Source organism: Pedobacter sp. HDW13, from assembly GCF_011303555.1.
Lineage (GTDB): Bacteria > Bacteroidota > Bacteroidia > Sphingobacteriales > Sphingobacteriaceae > Pedobacter.
Genome location: NZ_CP049868.1, coordinates 5,504,829 through 5,531,630, shown reverse-complemented (window position 1 = coordinate 5,531,630; position 26,802 = coordinate 5,504,829). Strand labels below are relative to the sequence as shown.

General features: G+C 40.8%; 22 protein-coding genes and 1 tRNA gene. 9 read left to right on the top strand and 14 right to left on the bottom strand.

The features are described from left to right. Positions 1-13: 13 nt before the first annotated feature. From G7074_RS23060 to G7074_RS23040, 5 genes are all read left to right on the top strand, one after another. Positions 14-778 (top strand): SDR family NAD(P)-dependent oxidoreductase, encoded by a 765-nt coding sequence (locus G7074_RS23060; RefSeq protein WP_124561383.1) that lies wholly within the window; start codon positions 14-16, stop codon positions 776-778. 35 nt (positions 779-813) lie between these two features. After that, entirely contained in the window at positions 814-1,668 is an 855-nt protein-coding gene (locus G7074_RS23055) for a fumarylacetoacetate hydrolase family protein (RefSeq protein WP_124561382.1), read from the top strand. 1 nt (position 1,669) lies between these two features. Beyond that, complete coding sequence (locus tag G7074_RS23050; protein WP_124561381.1) at positions 1,670-1,999, top strand: L-rhamnose mutarotase; 330 nt, start codon at positions 1,670-1,672, stop codon at positions 1,997-1,999. A gap of 12 nt (positions 2,000-2,011) precedes the next feature. Continuing rightward, on the top strand, positions 2,012-2,833 hold the full coding sequence (locus G7074_RS23045; protein WP_124561380.1) for an amidohydrolase: 822 nt from the start codon (positions 2,012-2,014) through the stop codon (positions 2,831-2,833). 148 nt (positions 2,834-2,981) lie between these two features. Continuing rightward, the gene (locus G7074_RS23040; protein ID WP_166211580.1) at positions 2,982-4,151 is read left to right on the top strand and encodes an alpha-hydroxy acid oxidase; all 1,170 of its coding nucleotides are present in this window, start codon (positions 2,982-2,984) and stop codon (positions 4,149-4,151) included. A gap of 312 nt (positions 4,152-4,463) precedes the next feature. On the opposite strand, the gene G7074_RS23035 is transcribed toward G7074_RS23040, so the two are convergent. Then, positions 4,464-5,615, bottom strand: coding sequence for an aldose epimerase family protein (locus G7074_RS23035; protein ID WP_124561378.1), 1,152 nt, complete (start codon positions 5,613-5,615; stop codon positions 4,464-4,466). Between the two features lie 201 nt (positions 5,616-5,816). Between G7074_RS23035 and G7074_RS23030 the strand changes: the two genes are divergently transcribed. The 3 genes from G7074_RS23030 to G7074_RS23020 all read left to right on the top strand — a co-directional run bounded on the left by G7074_RS23030 (position 5,817) and on the right by G7074_RS23020 (position 7,470). Further along, complete coding sequence (locus G7074_RS23030) at positions 5,817-6,488, top strand: HAD family phosphatase (protein WP_124561377.1); 672 nt, start codon at positions 5,817-5,819, stop codon at positions 6,486-6,488. Between the two features lie 2 nt (positions 6,489-6,490). Further along, positions 6,491-7,192, top strand: a complete 702-nt coding sequence (locus G7074_RS23025) for an NUDIX domain-containing protein (protein ID WP_124561376.1) — start codon at positions 6,491-6,493, stop codon at positions 7,190-7,192. 205 nt (positions 7,193-7,397) lie between these two features. After that, a tRNA-Lys gene (locus G7074_RS23020) sits at positions 7,398-7,470 on the top strand. 233 nt (positions 7,471-7,703) lie between these two features. Here G7074_RS23020 and G7074_RS23015 read toward each other — a convergent pair. The 11 genes from G7074_RS23015 to G7074_RS22965 form a co-directional block, all read right to left on the bottom strand. Then, positions 7,704-8,273 (bottom strand): hypothetical protein, encoded by a 570-nt coding sequence (locus G7074_RS23015; protein WP_124561375.1) that lies wholly within the window; start codon positions 8,271-8,273, stop codon positions 7,704-7,706. A 206-nt stretch (positions 8,274-8,479) separates the two neighbouring features. Further along, positions 8,480-8,830: a ferredoxin gene (locus G7074_RS23010; protein WP_124561374.1), complete on the bottom strand. Its 351-nt coding sequence runs from the start codon at positions 8,828-8,830 to the stop codon at positions 8,480-8,482. 175 nt (positions 8,831-9,005) lie between these two features. After that, positions 9,006-9,362, bottom strand: a complete 357-nt coding sequence (locus G7074_RS23005; RefSeq protein WP_124561373.1) for a hypothetical protein — start codon at positions 9,360-9,362, stop codon at positions 9,006-9,008. 40 nt (positions 9,363-9,402) lie between these two features. Next, positions 9,403-10,056 carry a hypothetical protein gene (locus G7074_RS23000; RefSeq protein WP_124561372.1) on the bottom strand — a complete coding sequence of 218 codons (654 nt, stop codon included), beginning with the start codon at positions 10,054-10,056 and terminating at the stop codon, positions 9,403-9,405. 330 nt (positions 10,057-10,386) lie between these two features. Next, positions 10,387-10,815 carry a DUF1801 domain-containing protein gene (locus G7074_RS22995; RefSeq protein ID WP_124561371.1) on the bottom strand — a complete coding sequence of 143 codons (429 nt, stop codon included), beginning with the start codon at positions 10,813-10,815 and terminating at the stop codon, positions 10,387-10,389. 463 nt (positions 10,816-11,278) lie between these two features. Further along, positions 11,279-12,145 (bottom strand): class I SAM-dependent methyltransferase, encoded by an 867-nt coding sequence (locus G7074_RS22990; RefSeq protein ID WP_124561370.1) that lies wholly within the window; start codon positions 12,143-12,145, stop codon positions 11,279-11,281. A gap of 555 nt (positions 12,146-12,700) precedes the next feature. Continuing rightward, positions 12,701-14,197 carry an arylsulfatase gene (locus G7074_RS22985; protein ID WP_124561369.1) on the bottom strand — a complete coding sequence of 499 codons (1,497 nt, stop codon included), beginning with the start codon at positions 14,195-14,197 and terminating at the stop codon, positions 12,701-12,703. Further along, positions 14,198-15,850, bottom strand: coding sequence for a RagB/SusD family nutrient uptake outer membrane protein (locus G7074_RS22980; protein WP_166211577.1), 1,653 nt, complete (start codon positions 15,848-15,850; stop codon positions 14,198-14,200). A gap of 11 nt (positions 15,851-15,861) precedes the next feature. Next, positions 15,862-19,185: a TonB-dependent receptor gene (locus tag G7074_RS22975; protein WP_166211574.1), complete on the bottom strand. Its 3,324-nt coding sequence runs from the start codon at positions 19,183-19,185 to the stop codon at positions 15,862-15,864. Positions 19,186-19,356: 171 nt separating this feature from the next. After that, positions 19,357-20,526: a FecR family protein gene (locus G7074_RS22970; protein WP_166211571.1), complete on the bottom strand. Its 1,170-nt coding sequence runs from the start codon at positions 20,524-20,526 to the stop codon at positions 19,357-19,359. Between the two features lie 75 nt (positions 20,527-20,601). Continuing rightward, positions 20,602-21,165 carry an RNA polymerase sigma factor gene (locus tag G7074_RS22965; RefSeq protein ID WP_166211568.1) on the bottom strand — a complete coding sequence of 188 codons (564 nt, stop codon included), beginning with the start codon at positions 21,163-21,165 and terminating at the stop codon, positions 20,602-20,604. A 724-nt stretch (positions 21,166-21,889) separates the two neighbouring features. On the opposite strand from G7074_RS22965, the gene G7074_RS22960 reads away from it, so the two are divergent. Continuing rightward, on the top strand, positions 21,890-23,713 hold the full coding sequence (locus G7074_RS22960; protein WP_166211565.1) for a M60 family metallopeptidase: 1,824 nt from the start codon (positions 21,890-21,892) through the stop codon (positions 23,711-23,713). A gap of 103 nt (positions 23,714-23,816) precedes the next feature. Here the strand turns inward: G7074_RS22960 and G7074_RS22955 are convergent, their stop codons facing one another. Both G7074_RS22955 and G7074_RS22950 read right to left on the bottom strand, forming a co-directional pair. Beyond that, positions 23,817-24,362, bottom strand: a complete 546-nt coding sequence (locus G7074_RS22955) for a DUF3347 domain-containing protein (RefSeq protein WP_166211562.1) — start codon at positions 24,360-24,362, stop codon at positions 23,817-23,819. Further along, complete coding sequence (locus G7074_RS22950) at positions 24,355-26,802, bottom strand: zinc-dependent metalloprotease (RefSeq protein WP_166211559.1); 2,448 nt, start codon at positions 26,800-26,802, stop codon at positions 24,355-24,357. The genes G7074_RS22955 and G7074_RS22950 overlap by 8 nt, the downstream gene beginning before the upstream one ends.

The window sequence follows — 26,802 nt, the reverse complement described above, 5'->3', positions numbered from 1 at the left end:
TTAAACAACAAACATGTTTTCACTCAAAAATAAAAAAGCAGTAGTTACAGGCGGCGGAAGTGGGATTGGCAGGGCTATTGCAACTATTCTGGCCAAACAGGATGCCGAAGTACATATCATCGAACTGGGTACAGCACAGGCACAAGATACACTTGATGAAATTAAGACTGCCGGCAAACAGGCTTTTAGTTATGCCTGCGATGTTTCAGACCACCAGGCGGTTAAAGCTGTTTTTGAACAGATTGGAAGCATAAATATTTTAGTAAATAATGCCGGTATTGCACATATTGGTAAAGCCGATACCACTGAAGAAAGCGATTTTGACCGTGTAATGCGCGTAAATGTTAAAGGTGTTTACAATTGTTTGTATGCTGCCATTCCGCAAATCCGTTTGGCTGGCGGTGGCGTGATCATCAATATGGCTTCTATTGCAGCACTAATTGGCTTACCCGATCGTTTTGCTTACAGTACCGCAAAAGGTGCAGTAAAAGCCATGACCATGAGCGTAGCTAAAGATTATATCGGCGAAAACATCAGGTGTAATTCAATTTCTCCGGCAAGGGTACACACGCCCTTTGTAGATGGCTTTTTACAGAAAAACTATCCGGATAACATCCCCGAAATGTTCGAGAAATTATCTAAAACACAACCTATCGGCCGCATGGCTAAACCTGAAGAAATTGGTGCGCTTGCTTTATATTTATGTAGCGACGAAGCTTCGTTTATTACCGGCTGCGATTACCCGATTGACGGTGGATTTACTACCCTGAACAATTAATACCCTATTTTAAATACAATAAAGAACCTTTTAACATGAAATTAATACGATTTGGCGAAGCTGGAGCAGAAAAACCAGGAGTAATTATCAACGATAACTATTTCGATGTATCTGCATTGGTTAGTGATTATAACGAAGAGTTTTTTGGTGGCGATGGCCTTGAAAAATTAAAATCAGCTATTGCATCGGCTGATTTACCACAAGTAGATAAAGGTGTACGCTTAGGTCCTGCTTTGGCACGTCCCTCTAAAATTATCTGTGTTGGTTTAAATTACAAAGACCACGCGGCAGAAACTAATGCCCCTATTCCAGCCGAACCCATTTTATTCTTCAAAGCTACCAGCGCTATTGTAGGCCCGAATGATGATTTGGTGATCCCTAAAAACAGTAAAAAAACAGATTGGGAAGTAGAATTAGCTATTGTTATTGGTAAAAAAGCCAGTTACGTATCAGAAGAAAATGCCTTAGATCATATTGCTGGTTATGTATTGCACAACGATTACAGCGAACGCGAATTCCAGCTGGAGCGTAACGGACAGTGGGTGAAAGGAAAAAGCGCCGATACCTTTGCACCAATTGGGCCATTTATTGCTACACAGGATGAAATTGCTGATGTACACAACTTACGTTTGTGGTTAACCGTTAACGGCAAAACTTTACAGGATGGAAATACCTCGAACCTGATTTTCAATGTGCCGTTTATGATTGCTTATATCAGTCAGTTCATGACTCTTTTACCTGGCGATGTAATTACCACAGGTACACCTGCTGGTGTAGGTTTAGGACAAAAACCTGAGCCATGGTATTTAAAGGCAGGCGATGTAGTTGAATTGGGTATTGATGGCCTGGGTACAAGTAAACAGACTGTTAAAGCTTACATCGAAAACTAATATGAAGAGATATTGCCTGGCGCTCGATCTGGTTGATGATGAGCAGCTTATTGTAGAATATAAGCAATATCACCAATCAGTTTGGCCTGAAATTAAAGAAAGCATTATTGCTTCCGGGATCGAAAACCTCGATATATATTTAACTGGTAACCGGTTATTTATGATTATGGAGGTAAACGAAAGCTTTTCTTTTGAAGAAAAAGGAAAGGCCGATTTAGCCAACCCCAAAGTGCAGGAATGGGAAACTTTAATGTGGAAATTCCAGCAGGCATTGCCAGGTGCCAAACCGGGCGAAAAATGGATCTTAATGGATCAGATATTTAAACTTTAGTGCTTTTACAATATGATTGATACCCACGTACACTTTTGGAATTTCGACCCTGTTAGAGATAACTGGATTAATGAGGATATGCAAACCATCCGTAAAGATTTTTCTCCTAAAAACCTCTTAAGGGTGTATAGCGATTTGAATATTACCGGATGCGTTGCAGTGCAGGCCAGTCAATCGGAAGAAGAAAACGATTTTCTTTTAACCCTGACCGGAGAGAACGAAATTATAAAAGGCATTGTAGGCTGGGTTGATTTGTTAAACCCTGATCTTGATGAGCGCTTAAGCTACTGGAACAATCATAAAACCATTAAGGGCTGGAGGCACATCCTGCAGGCTGAGAACCGGGATTTTATCCTCAATCCAGCTTTTATTGCTGGAGTTAAACAGTTGAAAAAATACAATTATACATACGATTTGTTGTGTTATCACGACCAGTTGGAAGCCATTATACAAATGGTTGATCAAATTCCCGATCAGCCATTTGTATTGGATCATTGTGGCAAGCCAGATGTAAAAAGTCAGGATTTGAAATTGTGGGCTGAAAACATTAAAACTTTGGCTGCAAACCCCAATGTGCAATGTAAAGTATCGGGTTTATTAACTGAAGCAGACTGGAAAAACTGGACAGAGCAAGAACTGTTTAACGCCTTTGATGTAATATTTGAACATTTTGGCCCTGAACGCGTAATGTATGGCAGCGACTGGCCGGTAATGTTACTCAGCAGGCCTTACGAGGATTGGTTTAATTTAGTAAATAAATATACCGAACGTTTCACTGTTGCAGAAAGGAGATTGATCTTTTCTGATAACGCGAAGGTTTTTTATAGTCTTTAAAGACTGTTTTTAAGCCCCTTGTGGCTATTACCTGGCACTTAAATTCTCCAGAAACCAAACATGGCCGATAGTGCAGGATGGAGATTACAATATATAGTGTTAGTTTTCGGTTTTTAACACCCCTGCGGCCAAGATAATAAATTTAATAATGAGCAAAAAAATTACCTTTCCTTATCATTCTCAATATCCTTCTGTAGCTGACCTTAGAAGTAAAGCAAAAAGAAGAATACCAAAATTTGCATTCGATTATTTAGAAGGCGGCTGTAACGAAGGGCTAAATCTGGTCCGTAACGAAACTGATTTCGGTAATATATATTTAAAACCTAACTATTTACGTGTTGGTGGAGATATTGATATGTCGGTTGAGCTTTTTGGCCGCAAATACAGTGCTCCTTTCGGTATTTCTCCTATCGGTTTGCAAGGCTTAATGTGGCCCAATGCGCCCGAAATTCTAGCTAAAGCGGCAGCTAAACACGATATCCCCTATACATTGAGTACGGTATCGACCAGTAGTATCGAACGGATTGCTGAAGTTTCGGAAGGAAAAGCCTGGTTTCAGCTTTACCACCCTACAGAAAATAAACTTAGGGATGATATTTTATCACGTTTGAAAGCAGTTGAATGTCCGGTTCTGGTTGTGCTGGTAGATGTGCCTGCCTTCGGGTTAAGGTACAAGGAAATTAAAAGTGGCCTTTCAATACCACCTAAAATGTCGGTAAACAACATCTTACAGGCATTTGCAAGACCATTATGGGGTATAAAAACACTACAGCATGGTATCCCCTCTTTTGCCACCTTAAAACCTTATATGGAAAAAGGAATGGACATGTCGCAGCTGGGACAGTTTATGAACCGAACGTTTACAGGGAAGGTTGACATAGAAAAGGTTTCGGCCATCCGCGAAATCTGGAAAGGGCCATTGGTATTAAAGGGCATAGCTACTGATGAAGATATGCAGGCAGCTATACAGATTGGTGTGGATGGGGTTATTGTTTCCAATCATGGCGGGCGACAAATTGATGCTGGTGAATCATCGATTAACTCTTTAATTAAACTCGCCGGAAATGAAGCCTATAAATCAAAACTCAAGATCATGCTGGATGGAGGAATCCGTTCTGGAGTTGATTTGGCCAGGGCACATGCAGTAGGTTCTGAATTTAACTTTATGGGCCGCCCGTTTATGTATGGCGTTGGGGCATTGGGTAATGAAGGTGGAGACCATACCATCAATATGTTTAAAACCCATTTATACCAGATTATGCAACAGCTCACGATCGAAAAAATTTCGCAATTCCCTGAAAGGTTATTAGCGGTATAAGTTAATAGAGTGCCCAGGTACCAAAAACAGGATTATCCGAAGATTTGGTTAAAAATAAAAAAAGCTCCTGTATAGCAGGAGCTTTAATTTTATATACCGGTTGGTGAGACACCGAACAATAAGCGAATAAGAAAAACACTATTCCTTGCTCATCCGTGGCCAGAAAATAGTTGCGCTAATTCTGATCTATTGGTGAGTGAGATACCAAACAAGAAATATGTTATTCCGTGCTTATCCGTGCCTCCGTGGTCAGAAAAAAGCTACGCTAAATTCTGATCTACTAGTCGGTGAGACACCGGCCAATACCCGATCTTATTTCGAGAACTTATAAGTTGTACTGGTCTTATACGTTTCGCCCGGTTTAAGCACCGTCGATGCAAAATTCGGGTGGTTTGGGGCATCAGGGAAGTGTTGCGTTTCTAAACAGAATGCCGAACGGTGAGGGTAAGATTTACCACCTTTACCATCTTTATCAGCGCCCGTTAAAAAATTACCACTGTAAAACTGTAATCCAGGCTCTGTTGTAATCACCGATAACACAATACCTGTTTTAGTGCTTTTAACAACCGCTACGGGTGCTTTACCATCGTGATGGGTTAATGCAAAGTTATGGTCGTAACCTTTACCAAATTTTAATTGCTCGTCGTTATCGCCAATTTGTTTGCCAATCAATTTACTTTTGTTAAAATCGAAAGCAGTGCCTGCAACAGGTTGTAATTTACCGGTTGGAATCAGGGTAGAATCTACCGGCGTATAAGCACTGGCATCGATCACTAATTCGTGATCTAGAATTGTGCTGTCGCCTTCGCCGTTTAGGTTAAAGTAAGCGTGGTTGGTTAAGTTTACGATGGTAGTTTTATCTGTAGTGGCCACATAATCAATTTGCAGGGCATTATCGTCGGTTAGCGTATAGGAAACCTTAACATCCAGTTTACCCGGATAACCAGCTTCCCCATCCTGAGAAACATAGCTCAGTTCCAGTTTGGTGCTATCCACTTGCTTCGCTTCCCACACCTTGCCAAAAAAACCATCGGTACCGCCGTGCAAGGTGTTTACACCATCATTAAGCTGCAATTGATATTCTTTTCCATCTAAAGCAAATTTACCTTTGCCAATCCGGTTTCCATATCTGCCAATCAGTGCGCCAAAAAACGGTTCGCCTTTTTTACGATAAGCCCCGATGCTATCGTAACCCAATACTACATCAGTTAATTTATTGTTTTTATCGGGTACCAGTAACGAAACCACCCTGCCACCGTAATTGCTAATCGAAACGGAAGCCCCCTGCTTATTTTTTAATGTGTAAAGTTTAACACTTTTTCCATCAATCGTGCTGTTGTATTTTAACGAATCGTGCTGTGCGGCTGTATCGCTGCCTTTATCCGATTTGGAGTTGCAGGAAGAAAAAGCAAGGGCTAAACACAATGTAGCCACTGGTAACGCTTTAAGAAATGGTTTTTTCATCAGTTATTATTGGTTTTAGGGTGATGAAGCAGTCGTGATTTGTACAGATTAAAACCCGCATGCTTTCATATAGATTTATTTTTGGTTAACGCTAAAGTAGTAAAAAAATAATTAACGTTAAGTTAACGATTATAATATTATTTCTCTTAATATTGATCATCATTCCCTACATCAAAAAAAATCACATAATTTAGCAAGAATATGCACGATTTGAATTTCAGACCTAAAGCTTTTCTTTTCGATTTAAACGGAACCATGATTAACGATATGGAATACCATACGTTGGCCTGGTACAGCATTATGACCGAAGATTTAGGTGCAGCACTGGATTACGAAAGTGTTAAAAAGGAAATGTACGGTAAAAATCACGAAGTTCTGGAGCGTGTTTTCGGCAAAGGTAAATTTAGCGCCGCTGAGGTAGAACGCCTTTCAGTAGATAAAGAAAAGCGCTATCAGGCCGGTTATTTACCCCACTTGGCATTAATTGATGGGCTGGCTGGCTTTTTGGAGCGGGCAAAGGATGCAGATATTCCAATGGCTATTGGCTCAGCAGCCATTCCTTTTAATATCGATTTCGTGGTTGATGGTTTAAACATCCGCCATTACCTCGATGCGATTGTAAGTGCCGATGATGTGCAAACAAGTAAACCCGATCCCGAAACCTTTTTAAAGGCTGCAGCTGCGCTGAGCACTGCACCGGCTGATTGCCTGGTTTTTGAAGATGCGCCAAAAGGTGTAGAATCGGCCCTGAATGCGGGCATGCCTTGCGTGGTATTAACCACTACACATACCATTGAAGAATTTGAAGGTTATCCGAATATTTTAGGGTATATTACGGATTACAATGACACTAAATTAAATATGCTTTTTTAAACATGGGAAAATATTTAAATCAAAAACCTGTACTGGTTGCCGTAGACTGCATTATTTTTGGTTACGATGGCGAAGAACTGAAACTTTTGGTTATAAAAAGGGCCATTGAGCCAGTTAAAGATCAATGGAGCTTAATGGGGGGCTTTATCGGCGAAACCGAAAACCTCGACGGCGCTGCGAAGCGCATCCTCTTAGAACTTACTGGTCTGCACGATGTATATTTAGAGCAGCTGCACGCTTACGGTAGTCCCGATCGTGATCCGATTGAACGTACTGTATCGGTAGTGTACTTCGCCTTGATCGATATCAATAAATACAGCAAACAGATTAACGATCAATACCATGCCGAATGGTTTAAAATTAAAGATGTACCTGAACTGATTTTCGATCACAACATTATGGTTAAAGCCGCTATGGATAAAATCCGTTATCAGGCAGCCCTCCACCCTGTTTTGTTCGAACTTTTACCTAAACGTTTTACCATCCCGCAATTGCAGGCACTATACGAGCAGGTGTACGATGCACCAATTGATAACAGGAATTTTATCCGCAAAATAACTGCCAGTGGTTTGCTCATTAAACAAACGGAAAAAGATAAATCGAGCTCCAGACGTGGTGCTTTCTATTTTAAACTGGATAAAAACAAGCATAAAGCCCAGTTTCAATCCTTTTTGAACTTTATACCTAAGGCCACAAAACAGTAATTGGCTAAGCTTAAGCGCTCGTTTTTGTTCTGCCTATTTTTTTAAGAAAAAAGATGAAAAATATTTTCAGATCTTACAAATTTAAAATCAGCAGGTTACAAACAGATAACATTATTTTAACGCTAAGAACCAAAAACATTTTATAAAAACATTTGCAAAGAAAGGATAAATCTCTATATTTGCACCTCCTTAAACAAAGGGAAATGATTCCGTAGCTCAGCTGGTAGAGCATTACACTTTTAATGTAGTGGTCCTGGGTTCGAATCCCAGCGGGATCACAGAAAGCCTCACAGAAATGTGGGGCTTTTTTGTGCTTAAAAAGTGTCGGCGCTAATGCGCTTTCACATTTTTTTGTGGTATTAAATAAGTATAAACTTAAGATAGCGATAGAATTGCAGTTCTTCACACCTGGCGCAAGTCTTAGGGCAGCAAGGAAAAGAGCTAAGCATGATGCAAAAATGCATTGCTTAGCTCCTTAAGATAGCAAATTGTTGTTTCGAACTCGGCTTATTTAAAATTTCGCCGAAATACCAACATTGATAATACCGTTGTAACCAAAGCCCAATTCGGCGAAGGCGCCTATGTTCTTGCCTGCTCTTATTCCGAGTGCATTAACCTGGTAGGCAAAGTCTGTACTGCTGGCTGTATTTGTACTGTTTCCATTTTCAGGCTTAGTTTTAGCTATGGATGCGCCTAGGCTAATGCCAGAATACAACTGAATTGTTTTATTAACGTAACGGTAATCAGTTCTTGCCATAAAAACGTTGTAGGTATTCTTATAATCCGAGCCAGCTGTACTTCCGGCAGAAACAGTTGATTTTGATGAGGTGTTTGAATATAAAACACCAGCGGTTAGCCTTGCAGTAAGGTAATAATTTGCGCCAACAATGATTGGCCCAAAGCCATGAGATGTAGTGCTACTGGCATTACCACCTGTTATTAATGAAGTGCCCATATCTGATAGGCCATCTATGATTTCTTGCGCTGAACCTAGCCCATAAGCTCCGTAAATTTCAAATTTCTGTGCCCTAACTAAATTGGTAAAACCAATAAGCAATACTAAGAGTAATATTCTTTTCATATCTAATTATTTTGGGTCGTAAATAATATAATTATAAACATTAAGTTGTATTAATGGAAAACAATTAAGGAGCTTTTTAATGTATAAATCCAGTAGTAAAAGGCAATACACCTTAACTACGTTAATTGCTTAATGGTGGCTAATTTTATCATTAAGTAATTAAGCACATTAAGAAATGTAGAATCGCAGTTTTCAGCAATCCCCCGTTATAAACGAGAACGGTATTTACTTTTAGGTTTGTGATCACATTCATCAGCTAGTCCCGCCTCGTAAAGCCGTTTTAGTATTTCCTCATCCTTACCTCCGTATCGAAGCCCTGAGATACATGAAACCTGCATTGCGCTTATTGCCCTATTGAGTTCATCGGGAGTTTGTGGCTGCTTTTTAAAATAGCAATGTCCGTATTCGATTTTCGAATGTTCAATCAGATCTGGCGCTTCGGCTTCAGGTGCTCCACAAGTAATACATACCTGGTTCTCTACATAAAAATCTCCCTGAACGTTTTCTGGGTATCTGCCTGGTAGTTCCTTATCGAAAAAATTTCCAAATATTTTCATTATGCTATTATTGATTGTGGAGGAGTAACCACTTATTTAGCGTTTTACCAGCCAAATTTTCTTTCCTGCGCATTAAGTAATTTATCCACTTTCCTCCACTTAGGATCGAAGTCAATTTTATAAGTGAAAGATACGAATCTGTCTTCTGATTGCGCAGACATTGTTAAAAATTGCGCTACAGGTGCATCCTTTTCAGCATAAATAACATATCTATTCCTTTATCTGCTGCGAGCCTGGAAACTAAATGGCAAATGCACATTTTCTTTAGCCCATCTAAAAAGAAATCCTCAATTGTTCCCATATCCAAATCAGGATTATCTTCAGCAATTTTATCAGTAAGGTCGATACTTATCCTAATGTGATAAGGACAAAATTCTTTGAACTCATATTTGCTAAAAGCCTTATCAACCCAGCCTGTCCCTGGCTTACCGTTTGGCATGGTCAACTTTAGCAACGTAAATGAATGTTGTGGATATACCTTCTCTGAATAGCTCACTTTCTCCCAATCAATGGATGAGGACTTCTTTGCCAATATTTTTTTTTAAAAACTCCACGCTATTGGGAATAAAAATCTAGTTTGTAGAAGATAGAGACATCGGAAGTTTATTTGCAGGAGCTTTGCCGTAGTGGGCAGTGTACCATTCAATGAGTTTATCCGATTTAAACTGACTATTCCCATTCACTCCCCTAATAAACCGTTTAGCGGATTTGGTTCCATCTTCGCCTTTTATGGCCTGGCAAATAACATAATCTACTATAATTTTGTCATCTGGTTTTGGGCCTTTGTAAGCTAATATCGCACCATCTTTTCCAATAATGAATGGTGCAGGATCGCCAAGTTTCAAAATCTCTCTGAATTCAGCCGATGAAGCATTGTTAACTAACCTATTGGTATTTAATGTCGTATCAGAGCCTACATAAAGCGTAGCAAAAACTACATCCGGATATTTAGCAAAACGTTCCTTCAATAACAGGTATGATTTTTCTTGCTGCTCAGACAGTTTCTTATTTCCCCAAACATATAGATAAACCGTTTTTTGCGGGTACAAATTGCCAAATGTTTCACTCTTTCCATTCTGATTTACAATTTGGATATCAGAAATATGGGTACTGGTGTAATCATTGTAATCTTTAACCAAGAGTTTGGCGAAACCCTTAACCATCATGGTGCAAGAACTGGTAAAAACGCAAAGCGCGAGGATAAGCAGGTAAGTAGATTTTTTCATAGTTTAAAATTTCTTTGGTGCTGTAAGTATCTAGGTAATTATGTTTTTAGGAAAGACGACGAGGATCAATAGAAGGTTGCATCGCTATTCATATTTTTGTTCATCACATGCTTATTTTAATCACCAAGGGATTGAATACATTAAGAAAGGGCTGTTTCATTGTCAGGATAAGATGTGCTAATTATCTGCTGAAATAAGCGGCTTAACTATCTTAATTGGTTGAAGGTGGCTTATTTTAATCATTAAGCAATTAGCACGTTAAGAAGGACTGTTTCAAATTCAGGATGTAATTAACGCTCAAATGTATTATGTAGTAATGATTGATATAGATTAAATCACTCCTCCCTCAACCCTATCGCGTATTGCTGTTTGAAGTACACTTACATCAATATCTTTCAAAGCTTTAAACTTAATGCAATAGCCTGTAACGCTGGCTTTGCCAATTGTTGCGCCGTAGGTTTGGGCTAAGTATAGCTTATCTTCAATCCCCATAATGTACACCGAAATACCAGTTGTATTGGCGCTGAGACCAATCTGATAAAAATCTTTGCTTCTGCCATCAGCATAGGTGATGGTGTAAAGCCCATACCCGATGTTTGGGTTGGAAACAATTTTACCTTCACTGTTTTTGCCATCGAGAAACCAGAGTTGAGCAGTTGGCATTAGTGCTGTAATGATGTGGTGTAACGCCTGCATGTCGCTGCGTTTGGCTTCGGGTTGACTGGTAATGTAAGCTTCTATTTGTGCAGGGATATTCATTTATATGTTGAATTATACTGTCAGGCGTGGCGCTAACAACAAATATATCGATTTTAACAATCGGATATTTATACCCTTATTTTTTTGTATCTTAGGGTAAAGAGAATGATTCCAATTTAATCGATCTGATTAAATTCCAAATAACCACTAAACCCCACCTTAATTCCGCATTCACCCCACGTTTAGGCCACCTTTTAGCCAGGTTTACTTCGTACCTGCTTCGCCCCGTGCTGGGGATTGCTTTGAGCATACAAGGTGAAATAGTAAGTACCATTGGCTATAGTTGTTGGCTTTGGTTGATAGGACTTTGGATTATAGGGTTAAGAACAACTAAATATTAGGTTGAGCAATGCTAATCATGGGCCGATTTTGGGGTAATTTTGTGTTAGCGGATGGTGAGCTATATCTGATGGTTTCAAATCTGTGATTTTCTATGCATCTGTGACAAAATAAAGCGAATTACCTAGCCCTTTTCACCCACAGCCACCAACATTTCGCAGGGTCCCTCAAAACCGTTTTCTGTTTCAAACTGTTTGAGCGCTGTTTCTATTTCATCCCATACCGTAACTTTCTCAGGTTCGGATAAACCGCTCATCATTTGATGCAAAGCCCCGAACGATTCTTTTTCAAATTGCAGGCATTGTTTAGCAGATTCGCAAATTAAAGGAGCATTAATCAGACACGATTTTACATCTTTAAACCCAGCCATAGAAAAAGCCAGCTCAATAACCCCTTTCTGGCTTAAACTAAAAGGCCCCGGCTGGCCCGGTAAAGTAGGTGGTAGTTTGGCATGTGTGCGGATAATAGCGGCCGGTATAGCGAAAAATGTATTCTTTTCGGGTACGGAATAAACAATGGCAGCTATTTTTCCTCCCGGTTTAAGTACCCGTAACATTTCTTTCAGGGCCTTTTGCTGATCGGGGAAATAAATCAACCCAACCCTCGAAATTACAACATCAAATGTTTCATCATCGAGCGTTAGCTTTTCGCCATCCATTACAGCGGTGTCAATGTTGCTCAATCCGACCTGTGCGGCCATTTGTTTGGCATATTCGAGAATATTAGCAGAAATATCGGTAGCTAAAACCCTGCCTGTTGGCCCCACCATTCTGGCAGCAGTAATAGATTGCTCTCCGGCACCAGCAGCAATATCAAGCAGGTTTTGTCCGGTAGTTACGCCAGCCATATTGAGCATTTTTTCGGTGGTTTTGCCCAGCCATTGGTGCAACAAAGGACTCCAGCGATACCAGGCCTCTGCCGCTTCCTGCCATTGCTGGTGGGTGGTTTGTTTGTATTTCAGAGGATCAAATGGTGGAGGGGTTGAATCCATAACTTTAATTATTGCTGCTACTTAAATTTAAGCATTGGGATTGGTATTAATTGTATAGCCAGTTTACAATTTAACCTACTGCTCTGGCCATTGCCCTGATCCGATTTTATACCTGGGAAATGAATATCGAAGCCCCGCGGCGTCAGGCGGAAAAAAGCCTGTGGATATGGAACAATAGTGAAAGCATTACGGTTCCCGCATACGCGGGAATGACGGACCTACGCAATAACGATAAGCGAATGGAATAACAAAGGCCCTTCGATTCCGCTACTATTGACAGACCCAATAGAAGAATCGTCATTTCGACTGAAGTGAACCGGTTTTTCACCGGTAGCGAACGGAGAAATCTATAAAGACAGATTTCTCGACTACGTTGCACTTCGCTCGAAATGACGACACCGAAGTATCCGGCATAGGAGATGCTGAAATACATTCAGCATGACGATCCTTTGAATAGCATCACTTGATAAACAACTTAAAACAAAAAAGCAGGCAGCTCCTTTTACGGAGTGCCTGCGCTATAAACCGATGCTTTTCACATCAAAATGTAGGGTGCTATTTACTTTTAATCTCTGCCAGTAAAGCAGCAAGTGCCTTTACTTTATCGGGATAAGTAGCAGCCAGATTATTTTTTTCTTCCTTGTCTTTACTCAAGTCATAAAGTTGTGGCGCATCCAGGTTTCCGGTTTCAATACCTACCGCCTTAGCATAAGCAGGTCCTTTTTCTGGTGTAATGTATTTCCAGTTATCTTTAATAATGGAAAGCGCTCCACCCTGCTCAATATAAACAGAGCGACCGGTTTTATTTTTTCCTAAAAAAGAAGCCAATTGGTTTTCACTATCCGTTGCCGTTCCAGCCGGTATTTTGGCCTGCAATAAGGCAGCAAAAGATTGAATAAAATCGATTTGCGATACCAGCGCGTCAGACACAGCCGGTTTAATACCCGCTGGCCAGTTGATGATAAACGGCACACGCGTACCGCCTTCCAGTGCGCTATATTTACCACCCCTAAGTGTTCCGGCAGGGGTATGTCCGTTGCGTCGTGTAACAGCCTCATCCTGGTAACCATCATCCAGCACCGGACCATTATCACTGGTAAATACAATCATGGTATTTTGTGCAATGCCCTGATGTTCAAGTTCCTTCATAATTTCTCCTACTGTCCAGTCTAATTGCAAAATAGCATCACCTCTGGCGCCTAAACCACTTTTATCTTTAAACATGGTTGCCGGCATACGCGGTACGTGCGGCTCAGTTAAAGCGAAATAAAGGAAAAAAGGCGATTGTTTTTTCGATGCAATAAATTGTTTGGCCTGCGTAAGGAAGGTGAAAGAAAGCTCTTCGTCTACCCAACGGGCCATTTTTCCACCCGTCATAAAACCGATGCGACCAATGCCATTTACAATGGTATTATCGTGCCCCTGTCCCGGTGTGCTTTTCATTTTTAGCAGCTCAGGGTTTTCCTTTCCGGTAGGTTCGTCGCCAATTTTCTGCTTGTAATCTACTGCAATCGGATCTGCCTTATCCAGCGCCACTACCTGATGATCCTGAAGAAAAACAGTAGGAACCCGATCGGCCGTAGCCGGAAAAATAAAAGAATAACCAAAACCAACTTCATTAGGTCCGGGTTTAATTTCTCCGTTCCAGTTTTTTTCTACCTGATCGCCAAGGCCCAGATGCCACTTACCCACAATTGCGGTTTGATAACCAGCTTCTTTAAAAACTTTTGGTAAGGTCTTCCTGTCCGTTGGAATAATCAATGCAGCATCGCCAGGAAGAATACCTGTTCCTTTTTTCCGCCATGGATATTCGCCAGTCATTAAGGCGTAGCGCGCAGGTGTACAGGTAGCTGAAGTAGAGTGTCCGTTGGTAAAACGGATACCTTTGGCAGCAAGTTTATCCAGATTTGGGGTGTGCAATTTAGTTGCACCGTAGCAGCTCAGGTCGCCATAGCCCAAATCATCGGCACAGATTAAAATTACATTGGGTTTTTTCTGGGCAAAGCTCTGCAGACCAAAAAAAGACATTAAAATCAGTAATGGAATTTTCATTTATTTAAGTTTAGGATTAATATTCACCTCACTCTGCGGCACAGGCCAAAGTTCGTCTTGTCCGGTTCTGAAAGCTTTAGACGTTACAAACCATCTGCTGTAAGGATCTACAGCTGTTCCTTTTTTCCGAAGATTGGTTGCTCCCGGAAAAGCCGCACCGTAGAAATCGCCGTTCAGTACCTGTCCGATATTTTTCCAGCGTAACAAATCCCAATAGCGGATTCCTTCCAGTGCCAGTTCATTCCTTCTTTCCCTGCGTAAAATGGTACGCAATGCTGCCTGATTGGTTTCTGTTACTTTAGGCATGTTAACTGTGGCCCTGCCGCGAACTTTATTGATGGTTTCATCAAGCAAAGATTGATCGATAGCCGCACCAGATTCGAGTTTGGCTTCTAAATAGCTTAGCAAAACCTCTGCATACCTGATAATTGGTAAATCGACGCCCGAGTTTTGCAGGTCGCCACCACTAAAAGCCTCGCTGTTAAACTTTTTAAGTGCATAACCGGTACGGGTGGCTTGTTTGGTTGTAGTTAACTGGTCGGGAGAACTGCTGTCATCTGGATTACTGGTATAAACGATATTTTTGAAAGCCTGCCCGTTATACAATACCGTATATTTCAGGCGCGGATCGCGGTTAAGGCCTACATTGGCTGCATTGTACCTTGCATCAGCATAAGAAAAAGGCGTACCATCTGTAAATTCGTACGATTCTACCAAACTTCCCAGCGGACAGTATAAAACATAACCGCCCAGTTTAGCCGGATAATTATGCTGCATCATGGCATTGGGTGCCAGATCCTGAATGTATTGTGTGGCAAAAATAATCTCTTTACTGGTTTCGTTGGTGCCATTAAAAAGACTTTCATAATTCGGATCAATAAGGTTCTCATTGAGATCGATAAGCTGTTTATAGGTAGCTGCAGCTTCAGTCCATTTTTGTTGGGCAAGATAAATGCGGCCTAAAAATGCAAGTGCTGCCTGCTGTGTAGCCCTTCCACGTTCGGCAGCCGGCATGCTGTTCTGTTTCGGTAATGTAGCAGCAATGGCCTTAAATTCCGTTTCGGCATAGGCCTGAACCTGATCTTTGGTACTTTTGCTTACGGTATTGGCTTCGGTAAGGGTGAGTGTTTTTTCGACTAAAGGAACAGCGCCAAAATATTGCGAAAGATAAAAGTACTGGCAAGCCCTTATAAACCTGCTTTCTGCAGTCATTCGGGCTATTTTAGCAGCATCAATCGGTGCTTTGGCAATATTCTCTATAAAGTAGTTACACCTTGCAATACGTTTGTAACTTAAGCTCCAGTAATTGGCCAGGTAACTGTTGGTTGCCGTTAGCGTGCCATTGGTGAGTGTATTAAAACCCGAATTGTCTCCTCTCCTGTCGTAAGCATTATCGGTAGCAAATTCGAGGTAAAGCAAACCATGGTAAGACCACCAATCGGTAGCCGAAAACTCTGCACTGGTTGGATTAACCGACATCTGAATATTTCCTTTGTATACCCCGGTTAGTGCCAGCATGGTATTTTGTTCGGTATCCCAGAATGTTTGGCTCGAAAACTGATCCAAAGGCGCTCTGTCCAGTTCTTTCCTGCACGATACCATCAGTAAAAGTACAATTAAGCCTGGTAATATAGATTTATATAATATTTTCATCTCAGTAATCATTAAAAATTAACATTTAAACCCAGTGTGTATACTGCCATAATCGGATAATAAGAACCACTTGTAATGGTTTCAGGATCCCAGCCTTTAGGATATTTGCTGAAAGCAAGTGGATTTTGTGCTGTAGCATACACCCTTAGGCCCTCAATTCCCTTATCTTTTAACGATGCTGAAGTAAATTTGTAACCCAGTTGTACATTCCTCACTTTCAAATAACTACCGTTCAACATCCAGAACGAAGAAGTTAAGGTATTTGCTGTGCCGGTATTCGAAATGGTTTCTAAGCGTGGGTATTTGGCATTGGGATCGGGATTGGCAGTCGACCAATGCGAATCAGCCTGGTAACGCTGAATATTTCCGTTCTGGTAAAAAGCCCATCCGGCATAACCATCCAAATAACCGTTGGCACCACTTATGCCTTGTAGCAGGATAGATATATCAAATTTCTTGTAGCTGGCTGAAAGGTTTAAGCCAAAAGTGTATTTAGGTATCCTGCTGCCCAAAAAAGTACGGTCGTAAGTGGCATCTACCTTACCATCAGGAACACCATTGGGGCCACTTATATCCTGGTAACGGATATCGCCCGGTTTTACATTCGGGTTAATGCTTTTCTGATTGGCATAACCGGCAATATCGGCGGCATCAACAAACAAACCATCAGCCCGATAGCCATAGTACATATCCATAGGAAAACCATTAAACAAGGTTGATCCGTTTCCTACCATTCCGTTAGGTTGGGTAATATTACCTACACCCAAATCGAGTACTTTATTGCGGATCACAGAGAAGTTTCCGTTTACTGCGTAATTTAAACTGCCAATGTTATTTCTATAATCTAAGGTAAATTCCCAGCCACGGTTGCTTAAGCGGCCAGAGTTTTGTAAGCCAACGCTAAAGCCCAATACAGTTGATACACTGGAAGCCGGACTAACCAAAATATCGTAAGTATAACGATCGAAATAGGTAGCACTAAAGCCCAGTTTCCCTTTAAATAAACTACCTTCAACACCTAAATCCTTTGTTCGGGTCGATTCCCATTTAATGGTTGGATCTACCAGTCGGGTATTGGCTACACCGGTTGATAAAGTGCCACCAAAGGGATAATTAAATCCCGCATTCAGTACGTTTTGATAAGCGTAGTTACCAATGTTCTGATTCCCTAGTGTACCGTAAGAAGCTTTAATTTTAAGGTCGCTTAGCCAGTTGAATTTATCTTTTAAAAATGACTCTTCCGAAATACGCCAGCCAATAGCCCCGGCCGGAAAGGTTGCATATTTACTGGCGTCAGGAAAGCGTGATGAACCATCGTAACGTACTGTAAACTCGGCCAGGTAGCGGTTGTTGTAATTGTAATTCAATCTACCAAAATAAGAATCGAGTGCAAATTCAGCTCCGTTTCCAGTATTTTTTTGGGTACTGGCATCTCCGGCATTAATTTGGGTAAGGGTATTACTATTGTATCCTGATCTGTTTGCCGAAACGGTATCTGTTTTATTGAATTCGTACGAATGTCCGGCAAGAATACCAATCTCGTGGTCTTTGATCTTTATTTTATACTCAGCCAGTTGTTGTAATGTTTTGTAGTTATTATTTAAACTAACCTGATTAAGGCTTCCCGGGCCAAGCGTAACAGTACTGTTTAAGCGTTGGTTGGCTAAAAAACGTTGCGAATTACCCGTTAGTTGGGTATATCCACCAATAACAGAAAGTTTTAAATTTTTAATTACTTCCCAATCCAAACGCATATTGGCCAATAAATCGGTCTGTTTGCTTTTAAAGAAAGATTCGTTATCCGAATAGGAAACCGGTGTACCTTTAGCCACAACACCCAGTCCATAATCTCCGTTACTCAGTTTGTTTACATAAATGGCTGGTACCCTGATTACCTGGCTAATGTTGGTTAACATATCAGTCCAGTCTAAAGTGGCTGGCGGTGCGGGTTCGTTATTAATGTATTGTGCTCCCGAAAGGCGTGTGGTTAATTTAAGCTTTTTGCTAATTTGATTAGCCATATTAAACCGGATATTGTAGCGGTTATAATTGTTCTTTTCTACAATACCATTTTGATAGAGATAACCAGCAGAAAGTAAATATTGTGTATTACCTAAGCTGTTGGATAGCGATAAATTATGTCCGGTTTGAAAAGTTGATTTTTTTAATACCTGTTTGATGTAGTTTTCGTTGGGGTAATTATCCGGATCGGAGCCATCTTTATACTTTTGGATTTGTGCTGCTGTATAGGCACCCGGCTGTGCTTCGTTAAGCAAGGTAGCATACTCCCACGAATCGACAAATTCGGGGTAAGTTGTAGCCCGTTGTGTACCAGTGTAACCGTTATAGGCAATTTTAATTTTACCATCGCTACTGGTTCCGGTTTTGGTGCTAACCAAAATAACACCGTTTGCAGCCCGCGAACCATATATGGCAGCTGTTGAGGCATCTTTTAGGATCGAAATATTCGCTACGTCGTTGGGGTCGATATCATTAAACGAGTTTACGGGAATACCGTCAACCAATATTAATGCACCTGCGTTAGCGCCAAACGAACCTACACCCCTGATTTGAATGTTACCCGTACCTACACCTGGCTGACCGCTACGCTGTATTACCGTAACGCCCGGCAACTGACCCGTAAGTGCGTTGGCTAAAGAAGATACCGGCCTGTCGTTGATGTCTTTGGCTGTTAATTGTGAAACTGATCCGATGAGGTTGGCTTTCTTTTGTGTACCGTAACCTACAACTACTACATCGCCCAATTTGGCAGAAACCGGACTAAGTTTAATAACCAGTTGGCCTAATGTATTTACGTTCACATCTTGTGGTTCATAACCCACAAAAGAAACGGTTAAAACAGCATCGGCCGAAATGCCTTTCAGGGTAAATACCCCATTCAGATCTGTTGTTGTACTTACATTTTGCCCTTTAACTTTAATACTGGCTCCCGGCAAGGGGCTGCCTGTTTCATCGAGCACTTTCCCGCTTACATCTTTAAGCTGTACAATATTGCTATTTTGAGGCAGTATATTGCTTTTCTGCTGAACAATAATGGTTTTATTGCTAAGCATATAATCAAGCGGTTGGTTTCTAAAAGCATCATCCAGTACCGCTGTAATGCTTTCATTATTAGCTAATATGCTTACTGGTTTTGCATTTTTAAAAACATTGCCCATATAAATAAAGCTGTAGCCACTCTGTTTCTTTATTTTTTTTAAAATATCTTTCAGTGCTGCATTATTTTCTTTTAGGGTAATATTCTGACCATCGGCACCGATACTGATCTGTAGAAAGATCGATGTCATCAAAACCATGGTCAAAGAGATTCTCATAATAAGGTATCGTTTTAGTCCGCGATGGGCACAAAATGCCCTACCCAAGATTTTTTGTTTAAAATTCATACATTTGGTTTGCTAAGTTGGTTTATTGAAATAATTAATATTGCTTTAAGCCTTTATCAGTAATCGGAGGCGTTGCCGCGCCTTCGATTTATAGGCTAAATTTTAGTGACTGATGATTAACCTCCTTCCTTCAACTTTGAAATTTAACCTGGTAGTTAACCTAAGTACCTGTAGTACCTGATCAATATTATCGAACCGCGATACAGATCCTCCTATTTCTACTGCTCCAAACTGCCCGGTGTACACTACCTCAAGGTTGTACCATCGTGCTACTTTTCTAACAGCTGTTTTAAGGTCTTCGTTATCGAATACGAAATAACCGTTTTTCCAGGCCACGGCCTCTTCGGTATCTACTTCCTTCACATCAAACCGGTCGCCATTAAATTGAGAAGCTTGTCCGGGTTTTAAAAGTACGGTAGCGCCTGTTTCTTTGTTTTTTTGTACTACGCGTACACTGCCTTCAAGCAAGGTTGTTTTTACACTGCTTTCTTCGGGGTAGGCATTAATATTAAAATGAGTACCCAATACGGCTACCTCCTGTTGGATGGTTTTAACCACAAATCTTCTTTTCTTATCTTTTGCCACTTCGAAGTAGGCTTCTCCCTCTAGTTCAACAACCCTATCGTGATTGCTAAAAGCCATAGGGTAGCGCAAAGAAGAAGCTGCATTTAGCCAAACTTTGGTGCCATCTTCGAGTATAAGCTGATATTGCCCGCCATTGGGTGTTTGTACGGTATTTAACAGGTGCGCTAAACCTGTTTTTTGTGTTGATTTCGGTATCCGGTAAAGTAATTGGCCATCTGCCAGTTTTACAATTTGAATGCCCGATTTTTGAGCTAGTTCTCCGTTTTTCGAGTCATCAAGCGCAACTTTTGTTCCATCGGCAAGCGTTAACATGGCACGGTTACTACCCGGTACTATTGGTGTAGTTTGCTTATTTGCCAATTGGTTGGTTTGGGTATTTTGGGTACTGTAAAAATAAAAACCAATACCCAGCGCCACAACAAGGGCTGCAGCAATGCCAAGGTTCCTAAATAATTTAACGGTTTTGCTTTCTGGAGAAAAGTCTTGTGCCTTAAAACCTGCTTTTTTCGAAAAGTCATCCCATACGGCAGTTTTAATTTCATACAGTTCAGCTTCACTGTATGCGGGGATCGGCTTTCTGGCTTCTGCCACATACCAGCTCTCCAAAATGTTAAGCTCCTCCGGAGTACATTTTCCATCCTGGTATTTTTGTAGAAGTTCTTTAAAGGTGGATTCTTCCATGTTCATTTCAATAGGCTTGTTAAACTAAGACGATTGAAAGTGGCGATGGTATGAGAAAGAAAAAAAATATTTTAATTTAAATTAGAAAAGCATCAGGCAGGCGCCTATTTTATTGCGTAAAATGCGAATGGCATTGCTTATCTGGCTTTTAATGGTGTGTTGGGTAATGCCTAATTTTTCGGCAATTTCTTTGTGCGACATGTTTTCTCTACGGCTTAGCAAGAATACTTCTTTCATTTTACCGGGGAGCTCATCAATTCCCTGCTCAATAATTTTTTCCAGTTCTTTGCGCCTAATTTCCTCATCAGTAACAAGTGCTCCCTGATCGGAGAAATTAGTAAAGGATTCGAGATAGCGGTCAACTATTTTCTGGTGTTTGATATGATCTAACACCATATTTTTTACCGAACGGTACAGATAAAAAGAGAAAGAAGTTTTAAAATCTATGTGATGGATATTGGTGTAAAGGCTAAAAAACAGGTTCTGAACAATATCTTTAGCTTCATCTTCATTGCCGAGTATTTTTCTTGCATGTATAAAAAGCATTCCCCAATACCTTTCGTAAATATGCGAAAAGGCAAACTGGTCTCCTTCTTTTACCAATTGAATGAGTACCAGGTCGGGAAGTTTGGTATAGTTATTCATTAACAATAAAATGACCTTAATTTAAAATTACCAGCTGCAGTAAACAGCAGCGCATAATTTAATTCATTCCGATGCGTTTGGTTCTGTAAAATCGGGATTCATCAAATCAATATTAAGCATTACTTTAGAAATAAATAAAAGTTAATTTTTGGCCATCATTGCGCAAACGTTTGATCAACTGAAATTAAACCCAGTGCGATTAATCCACTTTAAAACGTATTGTCTTTCCAGCTATACTTTTATAAGTTAATAGTTTAGCTTTTATGTCCTGGCTTTTTTTTGCATAAAATTGAAGGGATCTGTTTTTCAAAATGAACTTGCAAGGCATGTAATTATTGTGAAATGCTTAAGAATACACAAGGCAAACCAAATACTTAATCCCGAAAACTACTGCCTCTACCTTTATTATATCGTCCTTCGGGCAATAGCAATACTATTTGGCCATTACAATCAAACGGTTGCGCAATCTTTTTTCTTTTATCTGGGTGTAAATCTTTATACATTCGGCTGACGTTGTAGAAAGACTTGATGTTTATCGTTTATTGATATTCAGAGATTTACATCAATTAAGAAACAGCTGTTGTAACCAAATTTTAAATAACCGTGCATTAATACCCTGATTTGTGCTGTCTGATGGTTATTTAACCCCAACAACTAAACCAATTAACCCGGTAGCTAACTTTAGTTTCGGGCTATTTATAACCTAACCTACAAAAACCTAAACATGAAAAAGAAACTTTTACTCTTTACTGCCCTGGCCATTACGTGCCTTGCTGCCTGTAAAAAAGCAGCTGTATTGCCCGAAGAAGTGGCAACAAACCAAACGCCTAAAAGCGGCGCCATGGTAGAATCGGCAACACAAACCAACATTTTTAACGTTACCGAAAAAATCAGTGCCTCAATTGAAAAGGATCGCTTAAAAAACGGGTACCAATTAACAGATTTTACTGCAACTGGCTTATACATGGCCCCAAATGCTACCCTTGATATTACCGTAGAACAAACAGCGGGCACACGTTTACCTAAATTACTGATTGGTACTTACTCCAGATATGGCACCTGGAATACCCAGCCAACAGTTGTACAGTTAACTGCCGGTACCAATACCATCACCAATGCAGTGGGCGGTTTACTATGGATCAGGTATACGAATGCCACTACCGGATCAACCGCTAAACTAACCTTTAACAGTGGTTATCAGTTTGCACCTTATTTTAAACTTGGGGTAAGTACAAATTCCGACTGGATTAATCAACTGCAAACGTATACCACGCCAGATGTAGTGTTAGAAGGTAGCAATTGTTTTATTGTTGTTTCACGCACCAAAGCAATACAGTACCAAACAGAAGATCAGGCAGCCATACTGAATAAAATTACGCAGGTAATTGCCCTCGAAGATGATTTGAATGGTTTAGATAATTCATTGCCTGCACATGCAAAAAATGTGCATACCTATTTGCTTACCCAGCACGAAGATCCGGCTTATTATTTTTTCGCTTACGATTACCGTACGGCTTATATTACTTCGGATGTAAATGCCATTTTAACCTTAAGCAGCGTGGGTACCAACGGTTGGGGCATGTGGCATGAGTTGGGCCATCAGCACCAGATGATGTGGCGCTGGGGTACTTTGGGCGAAGTTACCGTTAACCTTTACAGTTTATATGTGCAACGAACGCTTACCCCTTCTATTAACAGACTCGTAAATGATGGTACCTGGCCAAAAGTTTTTTCTTATTTAGGTAAAGCCGATGGTACCAAAGATTACAACGGATCAACCAGCTATGCCAATCCATTAACAGATGTTTGGATCAGGTTAGCGATGTTCCAACAGTTAACCCTTGCTTATGGCGATAATTTCTACAGAACATTGGCCAAAGACATGCGTGTAGAGAACCCTACATTGGCCAACGATGATGCAAAACTTCGTTATTTTATGTTGAAAGCCTGTAACATATCGGGTAAGAACCTAAGCAATTTCTTTCAGAAATGGGGTTTAAATTTATCAACTACGGCAGCTACCACCCAAATTTACACTGATATGGCTGCTTTAGGTTTACCTGCGCCAACTACCGATCCTTCTACCCTGCAGGATAACGTTGCACCATTAACAGAGTTAAGCAAAACCGGCTGGACCATCAATTCTTTCAGCTCTGAAGAAACCAGTGGCGAAGGAGCTACTAACGGCAGGGCTGCTACTTTAATTGATGGCAGCTACAGTACTTACTGGCACTCGAGGTGGACAAGCACGGCAACAAGCTATCCACACCAGATTGTAATTGATTTGGGATCGTCCAAAACAGCAAAAGGCTTAAGCTTAGTTCAGCGAAGCGGATTAAGTAGAGCGATTAAAGATTTCCAGGTGTTAACCAGTACCGATAATGTGAATTTTACTGCTATAAACAGTTATGTGGCACAAAATGCGGGTGGAGCACAATATTTTGCCTTTGGTAGCACCAAAACCTTAAGGTACCTTAAAGTTATCGCCAATAACGCACACGATGGTTTGCAATTTGCATCCTTAGCGGAGCTGGGGCTTTATAACTAAAAAAACGGGCCGGTTTCGGCGCGCTCTTTCTGTCTCAAATAATCAATAAAAGCGGCATCTATCCAGATAGCCGCTTTTTATCATTAACTAATTATTTATTTTCTTAAATACTGGCTTTAACCTCGCCACAAGTGAGCATGTTTTTAGGGTAATAAGGATTTTGGATGGCCCTATCGTCACTAATCCAGGTAGTGCCCGTCATAGGGCAAACTTGCTTATAAAGGCTCATTTTTTCTGGTTTAAATCTTTCAATTAATAGCCACATTTTAACCGATAGTTTATCCATCTCGCTGCGCTGCTTATTGATTGATCTGGTTGCTGCAATGGCCGATGCAAGACTGATCATTTCCTGACGTGTTGTGGTAGCCTCATTCATTTTTTCGAGCGAGAGTTTCTTAAACTTAAATTGGTTTAAACCAGTAACCAGTTCGTTTGCAAACTTAACCGCATTGAGCGAATCAGATTTAACAAGGCTATTTTTAATACCCAGGTAGCTGGCGATAACGCTTTCTTTCAAGACTTCGCGTTTCTGGGCCAGTTCTGGCGTACCCACTTCTTGCAACGAAGTAAGTACCTGTGCTTTTGCACTATTGCCAAACCATAGGGCGGCAACGAGCAAAACAATAAGGTAAGGTTTCACATTAGGCATTTGAATTTGATTTTTTGGTTATTTTTTCGATTTCCAGCAACATGTCTTTCAGGTGCAGCTGGTTTATTCCACTGGTTTGCGGAACAAGCAGTTTAATGGTTTCTTTAATGTCGTTTAAATGTGCTATGGCTTCCAGGCGCACATCACTGCGCTGGGCAGTGGTCATAGCTTTACCATCAACAATATCTTTCGGGTTAATAAGCATATTTAACTTTTCGAGGTAAGAACGCTGCAGGCTTCGGCGGTAAACATCGCTGGCTTCTGCTCCACTGAATTTAATCCAGGTGGTATTTTTCAAATCATTTAAATATTCTTTTACCGGATATGGATCGGCAGAGTTCAGTGCTTTCTGACTTATGTTGTAAATTAAGCCCTGACTCAAAAACATGTTTAGCATCTGATTTTGCTGATCCACAATATCGTCCATACTTTTGGTAGCAATCCTGCTGGTAATCGCTGCCGGGTATAGCCAGAGTGGTGCATCAAAAAGCTGGCGGCCTACGTAATCAACTACTCCTTTTACACGCTTTTTAGGTACTTCGGTATACACAACACCTGCCTCATCTGCGCTTCTTTTGGTTACATAACTGTTGCCAATATTTTTCATTACATGGTAGAGGTAACGGCTAAACTGGCGCACAGTTGCCTTGTGCATATCGCTTAAATTGTTGTACAGATCTCCCGGTTCATAAGTCCATTTTACCAGGTTGGGTACTACCCTTTTCAGGTTTTTAATGCCATAATCGCTGGCAGCAATAGCATCATCGCCAAGATCTTCTGTCTGACTACGCGGGTCTTCTTCTTTACCTTCGCCACCAAACCAAAGTTTTGGGTTGGCTGTAAGCGAATCGAGGATCATTTTTTTGGTAATCTTCTCTTCGGCATATTCATCTTTTGCTTGATCGTAATAACGGTAACCCCAGTTAATGGCCCATTTATCGTAAGCCCCAATACGTGGGTAAATACCTGCCGGTGCAATGTGATCTTCAGGCTGGGCCACGTAGTTAAAACGGGCATAATCCATAATCGAAACGGTATGGCCGTTAGCCTCTACCCATTTCTTATCTCTTAATTTTTCAACAGGAGTTTGACTACTTGCGCCCATATTGTGCTTTAAGCCAATGGTATGACCTATCTCATGTGAAGAAACAAATCTGATCAACTGTCCCATCAGCTCATCGTCGAAATTCATTTTACGTGCCCTTTCATCCAGTGCACCAGCCTGAATCATGTACCAGCTTTGTACCAGTTTCATCACATTGTGGTACCAACCTACATGACTTTCGATAATTTCGCCACTACGCGGGTCGCTTATCCTGGGGCCATAAGCATTTGGTGTTTCGGATGCGTAGTACCTGATTACAGAGAAACGGGCATCTTCCAGGCTCATGGTGGTATCGGCCTCTGGCCATTCTTTACCGACGATGGCATTTTTAAAGCCTGCCTTTTCAAAAGCCTTTTGCCAGTCGTTTATTCCTGCGATCAGGTATGGACGCCATTTTTTTGGCGTAGCCGGATCGATGTAATACACAATTTGTTTTTTAGGCTCAACCAGCTGACCTCGCTTGTACTTCGCTAAATCAGCATCTTTAGGCTCGAGGCGGTAACGCTCAATAAAGTACTTTGCATCTGCATGTTGTCTTTCTTCATCAAACAGAATGTATTTGTTATTAAAATAACCTACTCTTTCATCAGCAAAACGTTTGCGCATCGGCACTTTAGGTAACAGTACAAAAGAAGTATTCAACCGTACCGTTACAGCTCCGGTTAAGGCGCCTGAAGGAATATTGCCTGCAGAGGTGCTGTAGGTTTTGGTGGTCTTAATTTCGATATTGATAGGATAAGTACTGATCTTTTCGATAAAAGATCGGTCATCAGCTACGCTACCCAGCTTCTTATCTGATTTTTCTGTCGCACCGATTGAAACGATCGGGTTATCCTTTTTAAAGAAATCGGTTACCTCAATTACAGCATTACCCGTTTTAGGGTTTTTAGCTTTAATTTCGAAAGCAGCTACAATCGGGTTTTCCTGCGATTGCATTACAGCCTTGTAAATAGATTCTTCGTTGCTTTTTACATCCTGACGGTATAGAACTGATCTGAGCAAAAGGTTGTTGTTATTGCCTTTTTCAAAATAAATGGTTTGCTCGTTGGTTTGCTCACCGCCAAAACTACCCATACCCTGCGGGGTGGTTACATAACGTGTTACCGCTAAAATATAACGGTTAAGCATACTGTCGGGCACTTCAAAATACCACTTCTGTTCTACACGTTTCACATCAAACAATCCGCTTTGACTTAAGGCACTTTCAGGGATCAGCTTGCTGTAATCGGCTGTGGCTTTCTTTGTTGTACTGTCAGTTTTTACTTGTACTTTTTGTCCGTAGGCAGCTATTGAAAGCACGCAGGCAATCGGAAAAATAATCTTTTTAATATTCAT

Excerpts from the sequence above, each read along its gene's own strand:
- G7074_RS23040 (WP_166211580.1), top strand. The coding sequence starts at position 2,982 with ATGAGCAAAAAAATTACCTTTCCTTATCATTCTCAATATCCTTCTGTA.
- G7074_RS22975 (WP_166211574.1), bottom strand. The coding sequence starts at position 19,185 with ATGAGAATCTCTTTGACCATGGTTTTGATGACATCGATCTTTCTACAG.
- G7074_RS22990 (WP_124561370.1), bottom strand. The coding sequence starts at position 12,145 with ATGGATTCAACCCCTCCACCATTTGATCCTCTGAAATACAAACAAACC.
- G7074_RS22970 (WP_166211571.1), bottom strand. The coding sequence starts at position 20,526 with ATGAACATGGAAGAATCCACCTTTAAAGAACTTCTACAAAAATACCAG.
- G7074_RS23055 (WP_124561382.1), top strand. The coding sequence starts at position 814 with ATGAAATTAATACGATTTGGCGAAGCTGGAGCAGAAAAACCAGGAGTA.
- G7074_RS23015 (WP_124561375.1), bottom strand. The coding sequence starts at position 8,273 with ATGAAAAGAATATTACTCTTAGTATTGCTTATTGGTTTTACCAATTTA.
- G7074_RS22955 (WP_166211562.1), bottom strand. The coding sequence starts at position 24,362 with ATGCCTAATGTGAAACCTTACCTTATTGTTTTGCTCGTTGCCGCCCTA.
- G7074_RS22980 (WP_166211577.1), bottom strand. The coding sequence starts at position 15,850 with ATGAAAATATTATATAAATCTATATTACCAGGCTTAATTGTACTTTTA.
- G7074_RS22950 (WP_166211559.1), bottom strand. The coding sequence starts at position 26,802 with ATGAATATTAAAAAGATTATTTTTCCGATTGCCTGCGTGCTTTCAATA.
- G7074_RS23025 (WP_124561376.1), top strand. The coding sequence starts at position 6,491 with ATGGGAAAATATTTAAATCAAAAACCTGTACTGGTTGCCGTAGACTGC.
- G7074_RS23035 (WP_124561378.1), bottom strand. The coding sequence starts at position 5,615 with ATGAAAAAACCATTTCTTAAAGCGTTACCAGTGGCTACATTGTGTTTA.
- G7074_RS23060 (WP_124561383.1), top strand. The coding sequence starts at position 14 with ATGTTTTCACTCAAAAATAAAAAAGCAGTAGTTACAGGCGGCGGAAGT.
- G7074_RS23000 (WP_124561372.1), bottom strand. The coding sequence starts at position 10,056 with ATGAAAAAATCTACTTACCTGCTTATCCTCGCGCTTTGCGTTTTTACC.
- G7074_RS22965 (WP_166211568.1), bottom strand. The coding sequence starts at position 21,165 with ATGAATAACTATACCAAACTTCCCGACCTGGTACTCATTCAATTGGTA.
- G7074_RS23010 (WP_124561374.1), bottom strand. The coding sequence starts at position 8,830 with ATGAAAATATTTGGAAATTTTTTCGATAAGGAACTACCAGGCAGATAC.
- G7074_RS22995 (WP_124561371.1), bottom strand. The coding sequence starts at position 10,815 with ATGAATATCCCTGCACAAATAGAAGCTTACATTACCAGTCAACCCGAA.
- G7074_RS23030 (WP_124561377.1), top strand. The coding sequence starts at position 5,817 with ATGCACGATTTGAATTTCAGACCTAAAGCTTTTCTTTTCGATTTAAAC.
- G7074_RS22960 (WP_166211565.1), top strand. The coding sequence starts at position 21,890 with ATGAAAAAGAAACTTTTACTCTTTACTGCCCTGGCCATTACGTGCCTT.
- G7074_RS23050 (WP_124561381.1), top strand. The coding sequence starts at position 1,670 with ATGAAGAGATATTGCCTGGCGCTCGATCTGGTTGATGATGAGCAGCTT.
- G7074_RS23045 (WP_124561380.1), top strand. The coding sequence starts at position 2,012 with ATGATTGATACCCACGTACACTTTTGGAATTTCGACCCTGTTAGAGAT.
- G7074_RS22985 (WP_124561369.1), bottom strand. The coding sequence starts at position 14,197 with ATGAAAATTCCATTACTGATTTTAATGTCTTTTTTTGGTCTGCAGAGC.